The following is a 16,568-nucleotide window of genomic DNA, read 5'->3' as shown; positions in this document are numbered from 1 at the left end:
CTTAATCCAGCGTGTCCGCAAGCCAGTTCTCCAACAAAAAATGCGCAATCGCGCCTTTGCGTGCGGGCAGAAGGGTTGGATGTTCACCCGCGAAAGCCTGCATCATCTCAGCCTTTCCGATCCAAAGCGCATCTTCGATTTCAACCGGATCAATGTTTAAATCCCGTGAAAGGGCCTCGCCCGAGCAGCCGAGCATCAAAGATGCAGGAAAAGGCCAGGGCTGACTGGCCAGATATTGAACCCGCCCGACCGTAACGCCTGCCTCTTCGAAAACCTCGCGACGCACGGCCGATTCCAGAGTCTCGCCAGGCTCAACAAATCCTGCCAGCAAGGAGTACATCCCTTCAGGCCAACCTGGCGACCTGCCCATCAACACGGCATCCCCGTGCGTAATCAACATTATGACTACAGGATCCGTGCGTGGGAAATGCTGGCCGCCGCACCCAGGGCAACTTCGCTGCCATCCCGCCTGAGACACCTCGCTTCTGGCACCGCAACGGGCGCAGAAGCCGTGGGTTTCGTGCCAGCCAATGACTGCCTTGGCCGTCGCCGCCAGTTCGGCGTCACGGGGGTTGAGGCGCGTCATGACCCGACGCAACTCTGCAAATACATAACCGGTGGGTAAATCCGGATGCTGCTGCTCGCTTCGGTCGACAAAGGCGCCGACGCCGGAAAGATCATGGTCTTCGGCCTGCCAACTGGTGATGTCCGTGGCAAATACCGGTGCGCCTGCTTCGGATAAACCGAGGAAAACGGGGGACTCCATGATATCTCCCGGTTCGGATTGGATCAGCCTGTGAGACATCGTGACTGTCGCCAATCGATCCAACCGTTCACCCTGAACAAGTATCTTTCCGCGCCAAAGCAGCAGGCAGAGTGCTTCGGGATGACCCTTTGCATGCGCCAAAGCGTTGTTGTCGCCGCGAATGTGGGCGCTGCGATTCAATCCCGATCCGCCAAAAGTGACCTGCTCTGCCCGTTTCATTCTTTGTCCTTTGTTTTTCAAAGGGCTGCCACGGTTGTTCGATCAACGCAATGGCCCTGCCAATCAGAGAGGAAATGATTACACGCGACGAAACCACAAACTTTTCTCAAATCCCGCTTCAATTTGCCGTTTTTTCAAACTGTTAAGAAGCAAGGGTCATGTAGACAACAAACACTCCATTTCCGACGGCAGGACATTCATTGAACTCAGAGGCACAGATCAATCCCAGCACATTCCCGCCAGTTCGCCTGAGAATTCTTGCGACCTCTGATCTGCACATGAATCTTATGGGATATGACTATTACTCGGATCGACCGGAACCCTCTGTCGGGCTGACACGAACCGCGAGCCTGATCAAGGCAGCCCGAGCGGAGGCCGAACAAATGGGTGCGCGCGTCTTGCTGTTCGACAATGGTGACTCCATGCAAGGCACGCCTTATGGCGATTTTGCCGCCGATCAGAACGACGTCGCCCACCCGCTGATGCTTGCGTTCAAGCATTTGGGATATGATGCGATCGGGCTTGGCAATCATGACTTCAACTTTGGCTTAGACTGCCTGAGCGGTATTCTGGCTCACGCACCATGTCCTGCCATATGTAGCAATCTGCATTGCGTTGAGGGTAATCAACCGTGGGAGGCATCGGCTATCATTCGTCAGCGATTTGCGGTCGGGTCTGAAACCTGCACTTTGACTGTCGGTGTCTTTTCGGTTCTGCCGCCACAAACCACGGATTGGGAGGCACACCAGCTTGCAGGCAGGGTGACTTCGACTGACATTCTGGAGACTGCTGCTACAGCCGTTAGCGACTTGAAGGATAAAGGATGTGAGCTGGTTATTGCACTGGCACATTCGGGTCTAGCTGGAGCTGTTGTGGAAGCACAAATGGAGAATGCAGTAGTTCCGCTGGCGTCGATCGAAGGCCTCGATGCAATAGTTGCAGGCCACACGCATCTGACTATCCCCGGAGCCGACCATGATGGATTAGCACATGTTGTAGGCGACAAGGGCCTAGTTCATGGCAAACCTGTCGTCATGCCGGGATCGTCAGGATCGCATTTGGGCGTGATCGATCTGGCGTTTGCCCATGAGGCCAACAGTTGGAAAATTGCAGGGCATTCTGTCGAACTTCGCCCGATCTGCAACAGAGGCAACGATGGTTGTGCCCAATCGACCGTCGAAGAAGATCCCAAGTTGGCACGAATATTCGAATGTGGACATGCCGAAACACTAAAGCGGATGAAACAGCCCGTCGGACATGTCAGCCAATCGATGCATAGCTATTTTTCCTTTTGTGCACCGGATAGGGGGCTTTCGCTTGTCGCCGCAGCTCAAGCAGCTGCACTGCGTCCCTTTCTTGCCGGTTTGCCTGAAGGATCACTACCGACATTGTCAGCGGTCACACCCACGAAATTCGGAGGGCGTTCCGGGCCGCGTTTCTATACGGAGGTTCCCGCTGGTGAAGTTTCGATGCGTCACATTGCCGACCTTCACGTCTTTCCCAACGAATTGCGCGCTGTTGTCGTTAACGGCGCACAATTGCGCGATTGGCTAGAAATGTCGGCATGTCTGTTTAACCAGGTCACTGAAAATAGCCAAGATACCCCGTTGATCAACCCTCTTCGAGCAGGCCATAATTTCGATGTTATCCATGGTGTTGAATACACTATAGATCTGACTTGCCCGCCTCGGTTTCATGCGGATGGCAGTCTGGTTGAAACAGGCAACCGACGCATTGGAAACCTCACTTGGAAGGGAGATCCCATCGGGGATCAGCAGCTTTTCGTCGTGGCACTGAATAACTATCGCGCCAATGGGGGGGGGCATTTTTCAGCTTTGGAGAACGCTAAAATCATCAGTATTCCTCGCCTACGCATTCAGCACATCTTGAAGGACTATGTTGAGGGGAGTCTTCCATCTGATCCGCTGCAAGCGACTCCGCATCCGTGGCGTTTCGTCAAGACGCGCAAGACCTCGGTCGTTCTGCAGACCGGTCCCGATGCCTTGCGCTATCTGGATGACCTTTCAGGATACCACCCGGTTGTTCTGGGCATCGATCCCGAAGGTTTCCTGCGGCTACGCCTATCCTTGTGACGGGTTGTCATCGCCAGTCATCTTGCCTATATCGAGCAACGAGAGGTTGGCGCGGGCGAGCGCCTCGCCAACCTGGTCAGGTCCGGAAGGAAGCAGCCACAACGAGTCCCGCTTGGGTCGATGTCCAACCTCTCACTTTCCCACTAATCATCTAGCGTAGACCAACCTAATCGGCGATGAGTGCGGGCCACACAACGGCATTCTTACGCGCAAACGCGCCCAGATGGCCAATTTGCTTCACTCCAAAATCCTGAGGCGTCAATTCACGCCGTCGCGCATCTTGCCCATAAAGTTCGGCCAATCGCCAAACGCATTTGGGCGGGATCACCTGATCGTCCGAAAACGCAATCATATCCACTGATGCGCCACTTCTTTTCCAGTCGGGTTTCGGTAAGGTCGTTCCGGCATCCGGCAGATAGCTTTTTGCGGATATGCACCATTTTCGCCATTGCCAATAGACCGGAGCAGGTAGATCTGCTCCGAACCCAACAAGACGCCCAGGCAAATACCCCAAACTCTTAACCAGCAGCGGAACATGCCCGAACCAAAACATTCTGGCGAGCGCTTGATAAGGCCAAGGGTGATCGCGATGTTGTACCAGCCCTGAACAGACACAGATCATTCTGTCGATTTCTTCGATGCCAGGCTGCAAAGGACCGAGCATCCCGCCAATCGAATGCCCGATGACCCAAAGCTTTGAATTTGGGAACCGACGACGCATTTCCATCCGAGCCGCGGGCATGTCGACCAATGCCCAGTCGGTCATGGATGACTTGGATTTCTTTAGGTTGCCGGTCAAAGAGTGGCCGAAATCCCGGTAATCGTACGTCAGACAAGCAATTCCGCGTTCTAAGGCCAGCCACGATGCGAAATGTCTGTAGTAGTCCCTCGGAACACCGGTCGCCCCATTGAGCACGACCGTAACTTCTGGCTGTTCCTTCGCATGAAAGAGGCGGGCAGACAGTTGGTAGTCGCCCGAGTGAATAAGAAGGTCTTCAGCTGACACCTGGTCCTGCATATTTAACTCCGCGCCCCTAGACCGGTCGGTCTAGTTCTGATCTCTGGACCAATTGGTCCAGTGCTGTCAATAATCCACGCAAATGACTGAACGTCCTTTGCCAACAAAAGAGCGCCTGATTCGGGCTGCGGCCGATCTTTTCCAGAGGTCGGGCTATCACGGGGTCGGGCTGAACGAAGTTCTTTCCGTGGCTGACGCACCCAAAGGATCGCTGTATCACCATTTCCCGAATGGAAAGGCCGATCTGGCGCTTGCGGCCGCTACTTGGGCGTCCGATGTGATGCTTGGTCTTATTGCCGCGTCATTTGAGCCTGCGGAAGATTTCCAGTCCGGGGCCACAACTCTTTGCAACAAGATAGCGAAACTTTTCGACAAATCAGGTCAGTGGGATACCTGCCCGATTTCCGCTACTTTGTTCGAAGGGCCGGACAACAATATATTCCGCAACCATGCCTATCACTTGTACGAGGGTTGGATAACCGAAGTCGCACATCACGCAAGGCGACTTGGAGTGGCCGAGCCAGAATTCGCGGCAGATACTGTGTTCATACTGCTCCAGGGCGGGTGGCAGTTGGCCCGGGCAAGGCGATCTTCGGAGACCCTAAGAAACGTGCCTTGCCGCTTGAGCAAGATGTCGACGTCTAAACAAATTCAGTAAACCCGCCCGGCGCGACAAAGGTGCTTGAGCCGCAGGATTCGTCTTGACCCAAAATTGTGCGCCCGCTAGCGATTAGGCGATGGTTTCCGGCCGCGTTCACGGTCGGAATGAAAAGGGAACACGGTACGGTTCTTCCAGAACCAAATCCGCGACTGCCCCCGCAACTGTAGGCGGCGAGCGAAGCCGAAATGCCACTGGTCCAAGGGCCGGGAAGGTCGGCAAAGCAGCGACCCGCAAGTCAGGAGACCTGCCATCGGAACTGAAACTCGAACTCGGGCGGGGTGTCCGGGACAGGGTCCGATAGCTGCTTGCTGTCCTTCCCGTCCGTTGTCCTCGTCACCAGCGCGGAGGGCGCGACATGATTTGGAAATCCGACAAGCACCTGTTCACAGCAACAGTGTGCCAGAAAACCGGTAAACCCTGCCCGGCATTGGCGCAAATGGGTAAAAAACTGGCACAGGCGATATCTGCGACAAAGCCATTGACTGCAGATGACTTCGAGATCGACGGAAGTTGCGCACTTGCACATTGTGCCACTGGGTGCGATGCCAGATTCCGCGCCGATCATTCTCGCATTCGAGTATTCTGCGGTGTGAATGACGAGGCGGATAGCGAACGCCTGAACCAGATTGAAGACGCTCTATTGAACTCTTCTCGGACCGTTTTTCCCTCGGGTTGGATCAAGCAGATGCCCTGCGCGTTCCTCGAAGCAGTTCCGCAGGGCAACCGGGCGGCAGAAACCGCCTGCCACGCGCCACTTTGAAAGAACGCCAACGCAAAAAATAGCCCTCAGCCCGGCCTCAGGGCCGATCTGCCACCATCTGCCCTTTCAGCGCCCAATCCATTTGGGGTTCGGTTTCGACGGCGCAGGGGCGAATGGCGCGTAGCCGTTTCAGCGCATCCGAAGGTCGTTCACCACATTCGACCATCAACCTCAGCGCAGCCATTCCCGATCTTCCGCAACCGCCACGACAGTGGATCAAAATTCGACCACCGCCCGCAAGTGCCTGCCGCGCAGACGCACTGGTCTCGGCCCATTTCGCCTGGACATGACTGGGCGGGATACCAAAATCTTCGATCGGCAAATGGACCCATCGGCAGGCGCGCGCCTGAATATCCAAGCCGAAACTGCGCGCGCCGTCTTGGATCATTTCGACCTCTGTCGTCATCGAAATCACTAGGCCCGGTTTCCAGTCGGCAATGGTGTCGAGGTCAGAAGGATAGTCTCCGCTCCGGCCCGGCATCTGGCAGATAGCCAATGTGCCTCCGCCCACCTGCAGCCCAAATATCACCAGTTGTGACACGATTAGCTCCCACACAACCAACACGCTGAAATCTGCATTCTCCAATCGATGCCTGAGTGTTTTACCCCGGCTTGCAAGCAATCCAAACCAAAATCGGACCTGCTGCTGTGGACGCGGGCATCGCGGCACACTACGCTGCGGTTTTAAGACGAATCCGGCAGAGCAGACATGACCGACACCGCACCCGCACCCTACCAGGTTCTTGCCCGAAAATATCGCCCCGAAACCTTTGCCGATCTGGTCGGCCAGGATTCGATGGTGCGGACACTAAGAAACGCCTTTGAAGCAGACCGGATTGCGCAGGCTTTTATCATGACCGGCATTCGCGGGACGGGTAAAACCACCACCGCACGGATCATCGCCAAGGGCATGAACTGCATCGGGCCGGATGGAAACGGAAAGCCGACAACTGAACCTTGCGGTCAGTGCGAGCATTGCGTTGCGATCATGGAAGGCCGTCATGTAGACGTGATGGAGATGGATGCAGCAAGCCGGACCGGTGTTGGCGACATTCGCGAGATCATCGACAGCGTTCGCTACCGCGCTGCCAGCGCGCGGTATAAGATTTACATTATCGACGAGGTTCACATGTTGTCGACCAGCGCGTTCAACGCGCTGCTGAAGACGCTTGAAGAACCTCCGGCGCACGTGAAATTCATTTTCGCGACAACTGAAATTCGCAAGGTTCCGGTCACAGTTCTGTCTCGTTGCCAGCGCTTTGATCTGCGTCGGATCGAACCCGAAGATATGATCGGCCTGCTACGCATGATCGCCGAATCGGAGGGAGCTCAGATCGCTGGCGACGCACTGGCTCTGATCACCCGCGCAGCTGAAGGTTCGGCCCGGGATGCGACCTCGCTTCTGGATCAGGCGATCTCGCATGGCGCCGGGGAGACCTCTGCGGATCAGGTACGTGCAATGTTGGGGCTGGCGGACCGGGGTCGGGTTCTGGACCTGATGGACATGATCCTGCGGGGCGATGCGGCGGGGGCATTGACCGAACTGGGTGCGCAATATGCCGAAGGCGCCGATCCATTGGCAGTGTTGCGAGATCTGGCCGAGATCACCCATTGGGTTTCTGTTGTCAAAATCACGCCTGATGCAGCACAAGACCCGACCGTTTCGCCCGACGAACGCGCGCGAGGGATACAAATGGCACAGGCGCTGCCTATGCGCGTTTTGACGCGGATGTGGCAGATGCTGCTGAAGGCGCTGGAGGAAGTTTCTGGTGCGCCTAATTCCATGATGGCCGCCGAGATGGCGATCATTCGTCTGACTCATGTCGCCGATCTACCCAGCCCGGAAGAACTGATCAAGCGACTGCAAGATGCGCCTGCGCCACCGGCACCGAACGGCCCGGGTGGAGGAGTTCCCTTGTCAGGCGGGAGTACGTCGACCGCACAGTCAACAGCATCTTATGCGCCAGGCAACCAGTCCGCTCGGCGTCACAACAGCGGTGCGCCAGTTGCAGCCCTCGCGCAGGACCTGCAAGCCGCTTTGGGGCGATACCCAACATTCGAACACGTGGTCGAACTGATCCGCTCCAATCGTGACGGCAAGTTGCTGGTCGATGTTGAGGACGGGATTCGCCTTGTTGCTTATCAACCGGGGCGTATTGAGTTTACCCCGTCCGACAAAGCGCCCAACGATCTGGCCCAGAGGCTGGGCGCAAGCCTGCAACGCTGGACGGGCAATCGTTGGGCTGTTTCGATCGTCTCGAATGGCGAGGCACAGACGATTTCGGAAATTCGCGATGCCGTCGAGATCGCCCTGAAAAATGAAGCCAGTGCGCATCCGTTGGTGCAGGCCGTGATCGCACAGTTCCCCAAGGCCAGCATCACCCGCATCACAACCCCCGAACAACGAGCAGCGCTGGTCGAAGCCGAGGCACTTCCCGAAGTCGAAGACGAATGGGATCCGTTCGAAGAAGAATAGTGACCTTGCAGACGCGTGCCGCTACAAATGTCGCAAATACGCTTGAAGGGTCGATTGCAATCTCACACGGTTCCGGGAGTTGTCTGACAGGAGCCTGGCATGCGAACTGACCCTCTGCACTCCCGTTTCGGATTAATTATTCACGACGTTGATCTGCGCGACGTGACTGCGGAATCGCATTACCCGCGAATCCGGCAAATGTTCGAAACTCATTCCGCGCTTTTGTTCCGCAACCAATCCCTGACGGATGCCGATCACATTCGGTTGGGCGAGTTGTTCGGCCCGCTCGAAAACCGTGAGGCGATGGCGGCGGGACGCGATGTCGAATTCCAAGTTTCGGAGCTTTCCAACCAGACTTCCGATGGACTACGGTCGCGCGATGATCTGCGGCTGCTTGACCTGCAAGCCAATATGCTCTGGCACACGGACAGCACTTTCTTGCCCACTCCTGCGCTGGTCAACATTCTGACTGCGCGTGTTGTTCCCCCTTCGGGTGGAGAGACAGAAATTGCCTCGACGCGGGCAGCGTGGGCGGACATGCCTGAAACCCTTAAATCGAAACTAAAAAATGCGATCATATGGCATCGGTTGTCTCACTCCCGCGCCCAGATCTCTTCCGAACTCGCCGCATTGTCTCGAATGACCCGCTGGCCCGATCGCCCGTGGCGCGCGATCTGGCCCAATCCAACAACCGGCGATGAGGCCTTGTTCATTGCCTCGCACGCTTTTGCCATCGAGGGGTTGGGCCATGGAGAAAGCCAGGAAATACTTGCAGAGGCGATGACGTTTTGCACACGCCCCGAATACGTGTATTCCCATCAGTGGTCGGTGGGTGATGTGCTGATTTGGGATGAACGGGCAACAGTGCATCGAGGTCGTCCATGGGACTATGAACATCCTCGATCCCTTCGCTCGATCTGCTGCTCAGTCACGTCTAAAGACGGGCTAGATGATGTCCGCGTGATCTGACCTGTCTCACCCACGTCGCACGGGGATGCCTCCACGATGCCCGGCCCAACCGAAGGAGTTGTCTCGGCGAAAACTGAAACGACGGATGGGAACGCGTGCCCCTTGTGCCAACCAGTTTGCACCCGTATCTAGGCGTCAAACCGAAATGCAGGAGAAAGAACCATGCTTAAAGGACTTGGCGGGCTTGGCGACATGGCCAAGATGATGAAGTCAGCGCAAGAGCTTCAGACCAAGATGACCCAGATGCAGGAAGATCTGCACAACGTTTTGGTCATTGGCGAATCGGGCGCCGGGCTGGTCAAGGCGACGGCCTCAGCCAAGGGCGATCTCATGGCTCTCGATATCGATCCGTCGATCTTCAACGGTGACGACAAAGAGGTGGTTGAAGACCTGATCCTGGCCGCTATCAAGGACGCCCAGGCCAAAGCTGCCGAGAAAGCTCAGGAAGAGATGGCCAGACTAACCGAAAGCTTGGGGCTTCCCAAAGACATCAAGCTACCGTTCTGATAATAGCACCTGCACGGCAGATGATTGGGGCTACCTGTGCCCCGATAAAAATGAGGCGCATGGGTGAGTTCCAACCGCGATATCGACAATCTGATCGAACTGATGGCCAAGCTGCCCGGCCTCGGACCGCGATCAGCCCGACGCGCGGTTCTGCATTTAATCAGGAAACGCGCATTGCTGCTGACGCCATTGTCTGACGCCGTGCGTGCCGTCGCCGTCTCAGCTCGAGAGTGTCTCAACTGCGGCAATGTCGGCACCTCGGATATCTGCGACATCTGCGAGGATGAAGATCGCGCTTCGGGTGAACTTTGCGTCGTCGAAGATGTCGCGGATCTCTGGGCAATGGAGCGGGCAGGCGTGTTCAAGGGGCGGTATCACGTGCTGGGTGGAACTCTGTCTGCGCTGGATGGCGTAGGCCCCGATGAACTCCGCATTCCCCGTCTCAGAAATCGGGTTGTCACCGAAGGGATTACCGAAATCATTCTTGCTTTGAACGCAACAGTCGACGGCCAAACAACCGCCCATTACATCGCCGACCAACTACAGGGGCAGGTGCGCCTGACTTCATTGGCGCAGGGTGTGCCGATAGGCGGCGAACTCGACTATCTCGATGATGGCACCATCAATGCGGCTTTGAGCGCGCGTAAAGACATAAGCTAGTACAACTGGAGCGGTGAAATGGCGCGGATCGCGTTCCGATTGAAGGAATGGTGGCCCACATTGCTAGGGGCATTCGGGCTGGTTGTCGTCAGCAGCCTGGCCTTTTTCTTTCTGTCGCGGCTCAGTCCCGAAACCGCAGGCGATACCATAGGAACAGTGGCAACTTTCGTACTTGCTGTCTGGCTGTTGTCACAAATCTGGATTCACGCAACTCGCATCGACAAAGCCAAGCATCAGCTTTTGCTGATGGCTGTATCTTTCATTCAGGTCGTTCCGTTCCTTTTCGCCGCCGCCTACGGATCTTTTGGCTATACCGATTTGTGCGTGATCGGTGCCAAGCAGCCCAGCGATGTTCTGTATTTTTCGTATGTGACGTTCACGACCGTCGGGTTCGGTGACCTGCATCCGGGTGGATTGTGCCGGGCCATTGCCGTTGCTGAAGCAATAACCGGTTACGTGTTGCTGGGGTTATTCGTCGCCGCAGCGGTCGCCCTTTACGGGCGGGCGCGTCAAACCTGAGCGCACTCATCGGTTTCGCTCGATCCATGCTGCAATAGCTGCCTTGTCACGAAAGCACTCTGACGGGACATGGCGATGCTTGGCCCTTGCGATACGCTCCGCAAAGGCTACCTGTTTTCCGGTCGGATAGTTGTCAAAGGGTGATGTGCCGCGCGGTTTGTGGGCCGATATCCAGTCTGATAGCGACCGCCGGTCGCGCTGCGCCTCTACCGGAATTTCCAATGCAGATTTCTCTGCGGTCGCGCGAGCGTACCGCATCTGCTTATCTGTCACAGGCAACAGGTGATAGTCGTTTCCGGGGCCATTCAGGGCCGATCTTTGCAACGGGTGGGTCATCAGAATATCCTCAGCCACGATGAGAACATATATAGAACATTAATGGGGATTTTTCAAGGGCGCTGATTTTCCTGGCTGCCGAAAACACAGGTCGCACGTTTATTGACTGACGGATCAACAACCGATAGTGCAATGGAAACAGACCCGCAACTATGCGCGGTTGGTGCAAATTCGCGAGAAGGATACGGCATGAAATTCCAGCCCAAGGCCAGCCACTTTATCGACGGCGAATACGTCGAGGACGTGGATGGTGCACCGATAGACGTCGTCTATCCAGCGACAGGCGAAGTCATAGCGCGGCTGCATTCAGCAACACCCGCCATCACCGACAAAGCACTGACCAGCGCAAAAACCGCTCAAACCTCCTGGGAAGCCATGAGCGGAACCGAGCGCGGACGTGTGTTGCGCCGCGCTGCTGACATCATGCGTGAGCGCAATCGCGAATTGTCGACCATCGAAACCCACGACACCGGAAAACCACTGCAGGAAACACTGGTGGCCGACGCGACCAGCGGTGCGGATGCGTTGGAATATTTCGGCGGTCTGGCCGCATCGTTAACCGGAGAGCACATCTCGCTGGGTGGCGGCGATTTCGTCTATACGATCCGCAAAGCATTGGGGGTTTGTGTCGGCATCGGCGCATGGAATTATCCCACACAGATCGCCTGCTGGAAAGGGGCCCCGGCATTGGCCTGCGGAAATACGATGGTGTTCAAGCCTTCTGAAACAACGCCGCTGTCCGCATTGAAAGTGGCCGAGATCCTGATCGAGGCTGGCGCCCCCAAGGGAATCTACAACGTGGTACAAGGCTATGGCGATGTGGGCGCAAGCCTTGTGACCGACCCGCGCGTGGCCAAGGTCTCGCTGACCGGTTCGGTACCCACGGGCCGCAAGGTTTATGCCGCCGCTGCGGGCGGAATGAAACATGTCACCATGGAACTGGGCGGCAAATCTCCGATGATTATATTCGACGACGCCGATATCGAAAACGCAGTGTCGGGTGCCATTTTGGGCAATTTCTATTCCTCTGGGCAGGTTTGTTCCAACGGAACCCGGGTGTTTGTGCACAAGAGCATCAAGGAAGAGTTTCTGACGCGTTTGTCCGAGCGGTTGGCAAACGCGAAAATTGGTGATCCTCTGGATGAGGAAACCAATTTCGGCCCGATGGTCAGCGAAAACCAAATGAACGTCGCGTTGAGCTACATTGAAAAAGGCAAAGCTGAAGGCGCGCGGCTGGTCTATGGTGGTGCGCGGGTTGAAGGCGAAGGTTTTTATGTACTACCCACCGTGTTCTCCGACGTGACCGACGACATGACCATCGCGCGCGAAGAGATATTTGGCCCGGTCATGTCAGTGCTAGATTTTGACACCGAAGAAGAGGTCATGATCCGCGCCAATGACACCGAATTCGGTTTGGCTGCCGGCGTCTTCACCAACGATCTGTCCCGCGCGCACAGAGTAGCTGCCGGATTCGAGGCCGGTACCTGCTACATCAACACCTACAATCTTGCCCCCGTCGAAGCGCCTTTTGGCGGGTCAAAGATGTCCGGCGTGGGACGCGAGAACTCGAAACTGGCAATAAACCACTTCAGCGAAATGAAATCTGTCTATGTATCGATGAACAATGTCGAAGCACCTTACTGACATCCAAGATTTTTCAAGTAGATAAAACCAATTTCAGGAAAACCTGCTCTGATCCCGACCTTGGATGTCGGGATCAGAGCATACGCCGGGTTGCAACTGTGGCTGACTCCCTGAAAATTGCGATGGTCTGACATCGTTCAGGATTCAGGAGTAAAGCCCCATGAGAACCCACGCCCAAGCGGTCGTAATAGGAGGTGGCTTGGTCGGCTGTTCGATCCTGTATCACCTTGCAAAGCTCGGCTGGACAGACGTCGTCCTGCTGGAACGGGACGAGCTGACCAGCGGATCGACCTGGCACGCGGCGGCGAACATCCACGGGCTGCACGATAACAATAACGTCACCCGTATCCAGCACTATACGATGAACCTGTACAAGGAACTGGAAAAGGAAACCGGACAGGGTTGCGGGGTTTTTCAACCTGGCTCACTTTATCTGGCACAGACCGAAAACCGCGAACACCAGCTGCGCCTGCAGGAAGCCAAGGCGAAGTTCTATGGCTTGAACTTCTACGAAGTCAGCCGCGAACAGGCTATGGAGCTTCATCCGCTGGCTCAGTTCGAAGACATTCGTTGCATCATGTACGAACCCGATGGCGGCAATGTGGACCCGTCCGGTGTAACCATGGCCTACGCCGCAGGCGCCCGGAAGATGGGTGCTACGATCGAGCGGTTCTGCCCGGTTATCGGCACCGAACAACAACCTGATGGTTCTTGGATCGTGCGCACAGAAAAAGGCGACATCCACACGCTGTGGGTGGTGAATGCCGGCGGCCTTTGGGGTCGCGAAGTGGCCGCGATGGCCGGGATCGAACTGCCTCTGCAACCGACTGAGCACCAGTATTTCGTGACCGAGGCGATTGACGAAGTTGCCAATCTGGGCCGCCGTCTGCCCTCGATCGCCGACCGGGATGGCGAGTACTACTTCCGCCAGGAAGGTAATGGGTTGCTGATCGGGGCCTATGAGAAAGACATGCGGTTCTGGGCCGAAAACGGCACGCCACTGGACTTTGCGCATGACCTGTTTCCAGATGATTTGGACAGGATCATGGAAAACGTGATCCGCGCGACCGAGCGTGTCCCGGTTGCCGCCACCGCTGGCGTCAAGCGGGTGATCAACGGCCCGATGATCTGGTCTCCAGATTCGAACGCGATCTGGGGCCCGGTCCCGGAACTGAAGAATTACTTCTGCTGTACCGGCATCATCCCTGGCTTTTCGCAGTCGGGCGGCCTGGGTCTGCTGGCCGCTCAATGGATGATCGAGGGCGAACCGCAATATGACATGTTTGCTTGGGATCTGGCCCGCTTTGGCGACTGGGCAGACAAGAAGTTCACCAAGGCACGAGTGGAGGATGTTTATACCCACCGCTTCGCCATCCATTTCCCGAACGAGGAACGCAGCGCGGGTCGCCCGGCTCGTGTGCGTCCGGCGTATGAACTGCAAAAGGAGATGGGGTGTGTCTTTGGCCTGAACTGTGGCTGGGAACATCCGCTTTGGTTCGCCGATCAGCCCGGAACAATCGAAACCAACGGTTTTACCCGCCAGAACTGGTGGGAGCCGGTGGGTCGAGAAGTAAACATGCTGCGCGAAAGCGTTGGCGTGATCGATATCTCGAACTTCGCCAATTACGTCGTTAAAGGGCCGGGAGCACATGATTGGCTGGATCGTCTGGTCGCCAATCGCGTACCAACGGAAATTGGTAGGTCTTGCCTGACACCTCTGATCTCGGTGCGCGGTGGTGTGGCAGGAGATTTTACCATCACCAAGGTGGAGGAAGACGAATACATGATGGTCGGCTCGGGTATGGCTGAACGCTATCATCAACGCTTCTTCAACATGGTGCCCTTGCCCGACGATACCACATTCGAGGTCGCCACAAACCGGATTGCGGGCTTTAACGTAGCTGGCCCGAAATCACGCGACCTGTTGCAACGGCTGACCAACGCAGATCTGTCGAACGAGGCCTTCCGGTTCATGCGATCGCAGACCATCGAGGTAGCCGGCGTAACCTGTCTTGCGATCCGGGTAAGCTTTACCGGTGATCTGGGGTGGGAGTTACACTGCAGCGATGAGGACCAGATAAGACTCTATTCGGCACTTTTGGAAGCCGCGAAAGAGTTTGGCGGCGGTCCGGTTGGTGGCCGGGCTCTGGGAAGCTTGCGGATCGAAAAGGGCTATGGCTCGTGGGGGCGTGAGTATTCTCAGGAGTACTGGCCACAAGAAGTCGGGCTGTCTGGGCTGATTAAGCTGGACAAGGACTTTCTGCACAAGAACGCCTATATGGCAGTCAAGGACAACGCCCCACGTGAGGTGCTATCGATCTTCGAGGTCGAGGCGGAGCACAATGCAGACGCAACTGGCGGCGAGCCGATCTTTACTCAAGATGGTCGGCCCGTCGGTCGGGTAACGTCGGGCGCCTACGGCTATTCGGTCGGAAAATCTCTGGCTATAGGGTATTCCAACCCATCCGTTGCAGGGCCAGGAGATTCAGTCAAGATTTTCATTCTTGGCAAACCGCACAAGGCCAAAATCCTGAGTGAACCACTCTTTGACCCCGCCGGCTCACGCCTGAGAGGCTGACATGACCGACAATTTTTCCAAAGTTGCCGATTTCGTACTGAGTTGCCGCCCTGAAGACATGCCGGAAAGCGCGCGGGACGCAGCCGCGTTGATGGCTTTGGACACCTTGGGTATTCTGATCGCTTCCGGCCCGATGGAGGCTGGGTTGATCGCACGGGATACTGCGGCGCTTTTATATGCTTCAACGGACGCCGCATTCAGCGCTCGAATGCCTTTTGATGGTCGTCGCGTCAGTATGGCGGGCGCTGCATACGCTGCTGCGACTCAGACCGACAATCTCGACGGGCATGACGGATACAATCCGACCAAGGGTCATATCGGGGTCGTTGTGATCCCCGCGCTTGCAGCATTGGCCGAGCGCTGTCCCGACCTTTTGGGTCCCGAGGCTTTGGCGGCAATAATCGTGGGGTACGAAATCGCGGGTCGGGCGGGTATGGCCCTGCATGCTACGGTCAGCGACTATCACACCTCGGGCGCGTGGAATGCGTTGGGTGTGGCCGCGATGGCCGCGCGCCTGAGGGGGCATACTGTGGATCAGCTGAGACAGGGGTTGGGTATCGCTGAGTACCACGGTCCGCGCAGCCAGATGATGCGCGAGATCGCCAACCCCACCATGCTGCATGACGGTTCAGGATGGGGCGCAATGGTTGGGATGTCAGCGGCAATCCTAGCCGAGCGCGGGTTTACCGGTGCGCCGGCGATTACAATCGAAGAAGAACGTGCCGCACTTTATTGGGCCGATCTGGGGCAGTTTTGGCAGATGGAACATCAATATGTGAAGCCCTACCCGATTTGCCGTTGGGCTCACGCCGCCATTGACGCCACCCGCGCTTTGATGATCGAGCATGATCTGGCTCACGAGCAGATCGCCGGGCTGCATATCAACAGCTTCCATCAAGCTGCCTGTCTTTATTCCGGGTTGCCAGACACAACCAGTCAGGCGCAGTATTCGCTGCCTTTTGCTGTGGCTGTTCAGGCAGTCCACGGTCGGATTGGGGTTGAGCACATATGCGGTGCAGGGTTGAATGACCCGGTTGTGGCCGGGTTCATGCAGCGCATCTCGGTAGCCGAAGCGACATGCCACAGCGAGCGGTTTCCGCAGGGGCGTTGGGCCGATGTTCAGATCACGACAATCGACGGTCAGGTACTAGAGTCGGGCGACACCCATGCAAGGGGTGGCCCCGAAGCCCCGATGAGCCGCGAAGAGGTGATCAAGAAGTACATGGAGTTTGCCACTCCCGCTATCGGTGCCGCCCGTGCTGCCGAAATTCGAGATACCGTGTTGAGCCTCATTCATCCGACCAGCCGGTTCTCGGACGTGGCCGCCTTGATCTACGACGCGCCCTAAACCACCCTGCTATC

15 protein-coding genes, 1 other RNA gene and 1 riboswitch are annotated in these 16,568 nt (G+C 56.6%); of the genes, 12 read left to right on the top strand and 4 right to left on the bottom strand.

All coding sequences use genetic code 11. The features are described from left to right. Position 1: 1 nt before the first annotated feature. A complete protein-coding gene (gene nudC, locus AC2FMY_RS01380) occupies positions 2-985 on the bottom strand; it encodes an NAD(+) diphosphatase (protein WP_496746323.1) in 984 nt (327 codons plus the stop codon). Positions 986-1,185: 200 nt separating this feature from the next. On the opposite strand from nudC, the gene AC2FMY_RS01375 reads away from it, so the two are divergent. Both AC2FMY_RS01375 and ffs read left to right on the top strand, forming a co-directional pair. Next, positions 1,186-3,078, top strand: a complete 1,893-nt coding sequence (locus AC2FMY_RS01375) for a bifunctional 2',3'-cyclic-nucleotide 2'-phosphodiesterase/3'-nucleotidase (protein WP_496746321.1) — start codon at positions 1,186-1,188, stop codon at positions 3,076-3,078. A gap of 39 nt (positions 3,079-3,117) precedes the next feature. After that, positions 3,118-3,216, top strand: an RNA gene (ffs, locus tag AC2FMY_RS01370) — signal recognition particle sRNA small type. A gap of 28 nt (positions 3,217-3,244) precedes the next feature. Here ffs and AC2FMY_RS01365 read toward each other — a convergent pair. Next, positions 3,245-4,096 (bottom strand): alpha/beta hydrolase family protein, encoded by an 852-nt coding sequence (locus AC2FMY_RS01365; protein WP_496746320.1) that lies wholly within the window; start codon positions 4,094-4,096, stop codon positions 3,245-3,247. An 82-nt stretch (positions 4,097-4,178) separates the two neighbouring features. Here AC2FMY_RS01365 and AC2FMY_RS01360 point away from each other — a divergent pair, with 82 nt between their 5' ends. Together AC2FMY_RS01360 and AC2FMY_RS01355 are read left to right on the top strand one after the other, a co-directional pair. Continuing rightward, the gene (locus AC2FMY_RS01360; protein ID WP_496746318.1) at positions 4,179-4,754 is read left to right on the top strand and encodes a TetR/AcrR family transcriptional regulator; all 576 of its coding nucleotides are present in this window, start codon (positions 4,179-4,181) and stop codon (positions 4,752-4,754) included. Between the two features lie 63 nt (positions 4,755-4,817). After that, positions 4,818-5,023: riboswitch (cobalamin riboswitch) on the top strand. An 89-nt stretch (positions 5,024-5,112) separates the two neighbouring features. Beyond that, positions 5,113-5,517 carry a hypothetical protein gene (locus tag AC2FMY_RS01355; RefSeq protein WP_496746316.1) on the top strand — a complete coding sequence of 135 codons (405 nt, stop codon included), beginning with the start codon at positions 5,113-5,115 and terminating at the stop codon, positions 5,515-5,517. Positions 5,518-5,554: 37 nt separating this feature from the next. Here AC2FMY_RS01355 and AC2FMY_RS01350 read toward each other — a convergent pair whose 3' ends face one another. Further along, on the bottom strand, positions 5,555-6,058 hold the full coding sequence (locus AC2FMY_RS01350) for a protein-tyrosine phosphatase family protein (protein WP_480750151.1): 504 nt from the start codon (positions 6,056-6,058) through the stop codon (positions 5,555-5,557). 168 nt (positions 6,059-6,226) lie between these two features. On the opposite strand from AC2FMY_RS01350, the gene AC2FMY_RS01345 reads away from it, so the two are divergent. From AC2FMY_RS01345 to AC2FMY_RS01325, 5 genes are all read left to right on the top strand, one after another. After that, positions 6,227-7,993, top strand: coding sequence for a DNA polymerase III subunit gamma/tau (locus AC2FMY_RS01345; RefSeq protein WP_496746313.1), 1,767 nt, complete (start codon positions 6,227-6,229; stop codon positions 7,991-7,993). A 99-nt stretch (positions 7,994-8,092) separates the two neighbouring features. Further along, positions 8,093-8,962 carry a TauD/TfdA dioxygenase family protein gene (locus AC2FMY_RS01340; RefSeq protein ID WP_480750149.1) on the top strand — a complete coding sequence of 290 codons (870 nt, stop codon included), beginning with the start codon at positions 8,093-8,095 and terminating at the stop codon, positions 8,960-8,962. Positions 8,963-9,124: 162 nt separating this feature from the next. Further along, a complete protein-coding gene (locus AC2FMY_RS01335; protein ID WP_480750148.1) occupies positions 9,125-9,469 on the top strand; it encodes a YbaB/EbfC family nucleoid-associated protein in 345 nt (114 codons plus the stop codon). 63 nt (positions 9,470-9,532) lie between these two features. Beyond that, positions 9,533-10,129, top strand: coding sequence for a recombination mediator RecR (recR, locus tag AC2FMY_RS01330; protein ID WP_496746310.1), 597 nt, complete (start codon positions 9,533-9,535; stop codon positions 10,127-10,129). Positions 10,130-10,147: 18 nt separating this feature from the next. Then, entirely contained in the window at positions 10,148-10,648 is a 501-nt protein-coding gene (locus AC2FMY_RS01325; RefSeq protein ID WP_480750146.1) for an ion channel, read from the top strand. Positions 10,649-10,654: 6 nt separating this feature from the next. On the opposite strand, the gene AC2FMY_RS01320 is transcribed toward AC2FMY_RS01325, so the two are convergent. Beyond that, complete coding sequence (locus tag AC2FMY_RS01320) at positions 10,655-10,984, bottom strand: hypothetical protein (protein WP_496806880.1); 330 nt, start codon at positions 10,982-10,984, stop codon at positions 10,655-10,657. Between the two features lie 189 nt (positions 10,985-11,173). Here AC2FMY_RS01320 and betB point away from each other — a divergent pair, with 189 nt between their 5' ends. The 3 genes from betB (at position 11,174) to AC2FMY_RS01305 (ending at position 16,554) form a co-directional block, all read left to right on the top strand. Next, positions 11,174-12,628 (top strand): betaine-aldehyde dehydrogenase, encoded by a 1,455-nt coding sequence (gene betB / locus AC2FMY_RS01315; RefSeq protein ID WP_496746307.1) that lies wholly within the window; start codon positions 11,174-11,176, stop codon positions 12,626-12,628. A gap of 160 nt (positions 12,629-12,788) precedes the next feature. Further along, entirely contained in the window at positions 12,789-15,206 is a 2,418-nt protein-coding gene (locus tag AC2FMY_RS01310; RefSeq protein WP_496746305.1) for a GcvT family protein, read from the top strand. A 1-nt stretch (position 15,207) separates the two neighbouring features. Then, positions 15,208-16,554: an MmgE/PrpD family protein gene (locus tag AC2FMY_RS01305; RefSeq protein WP_496746303.1), complete on the top strand. Its 1,347-nt coding sequence runs from the start codon at positions 15,208-15,210 to the stop codon at positions 16,552-16,554. Positions 16,555-16,568: the final 14 nt, after the last annotated feature.

This window comes from Ruegeria sp. YKSE079, assembly GCF_059612845.1.
The sequence above is the reverse complement of the archived record's forward strand: the minus strand, read 5'-3'. Positions and strand labels throughout refer to the sequence as shown.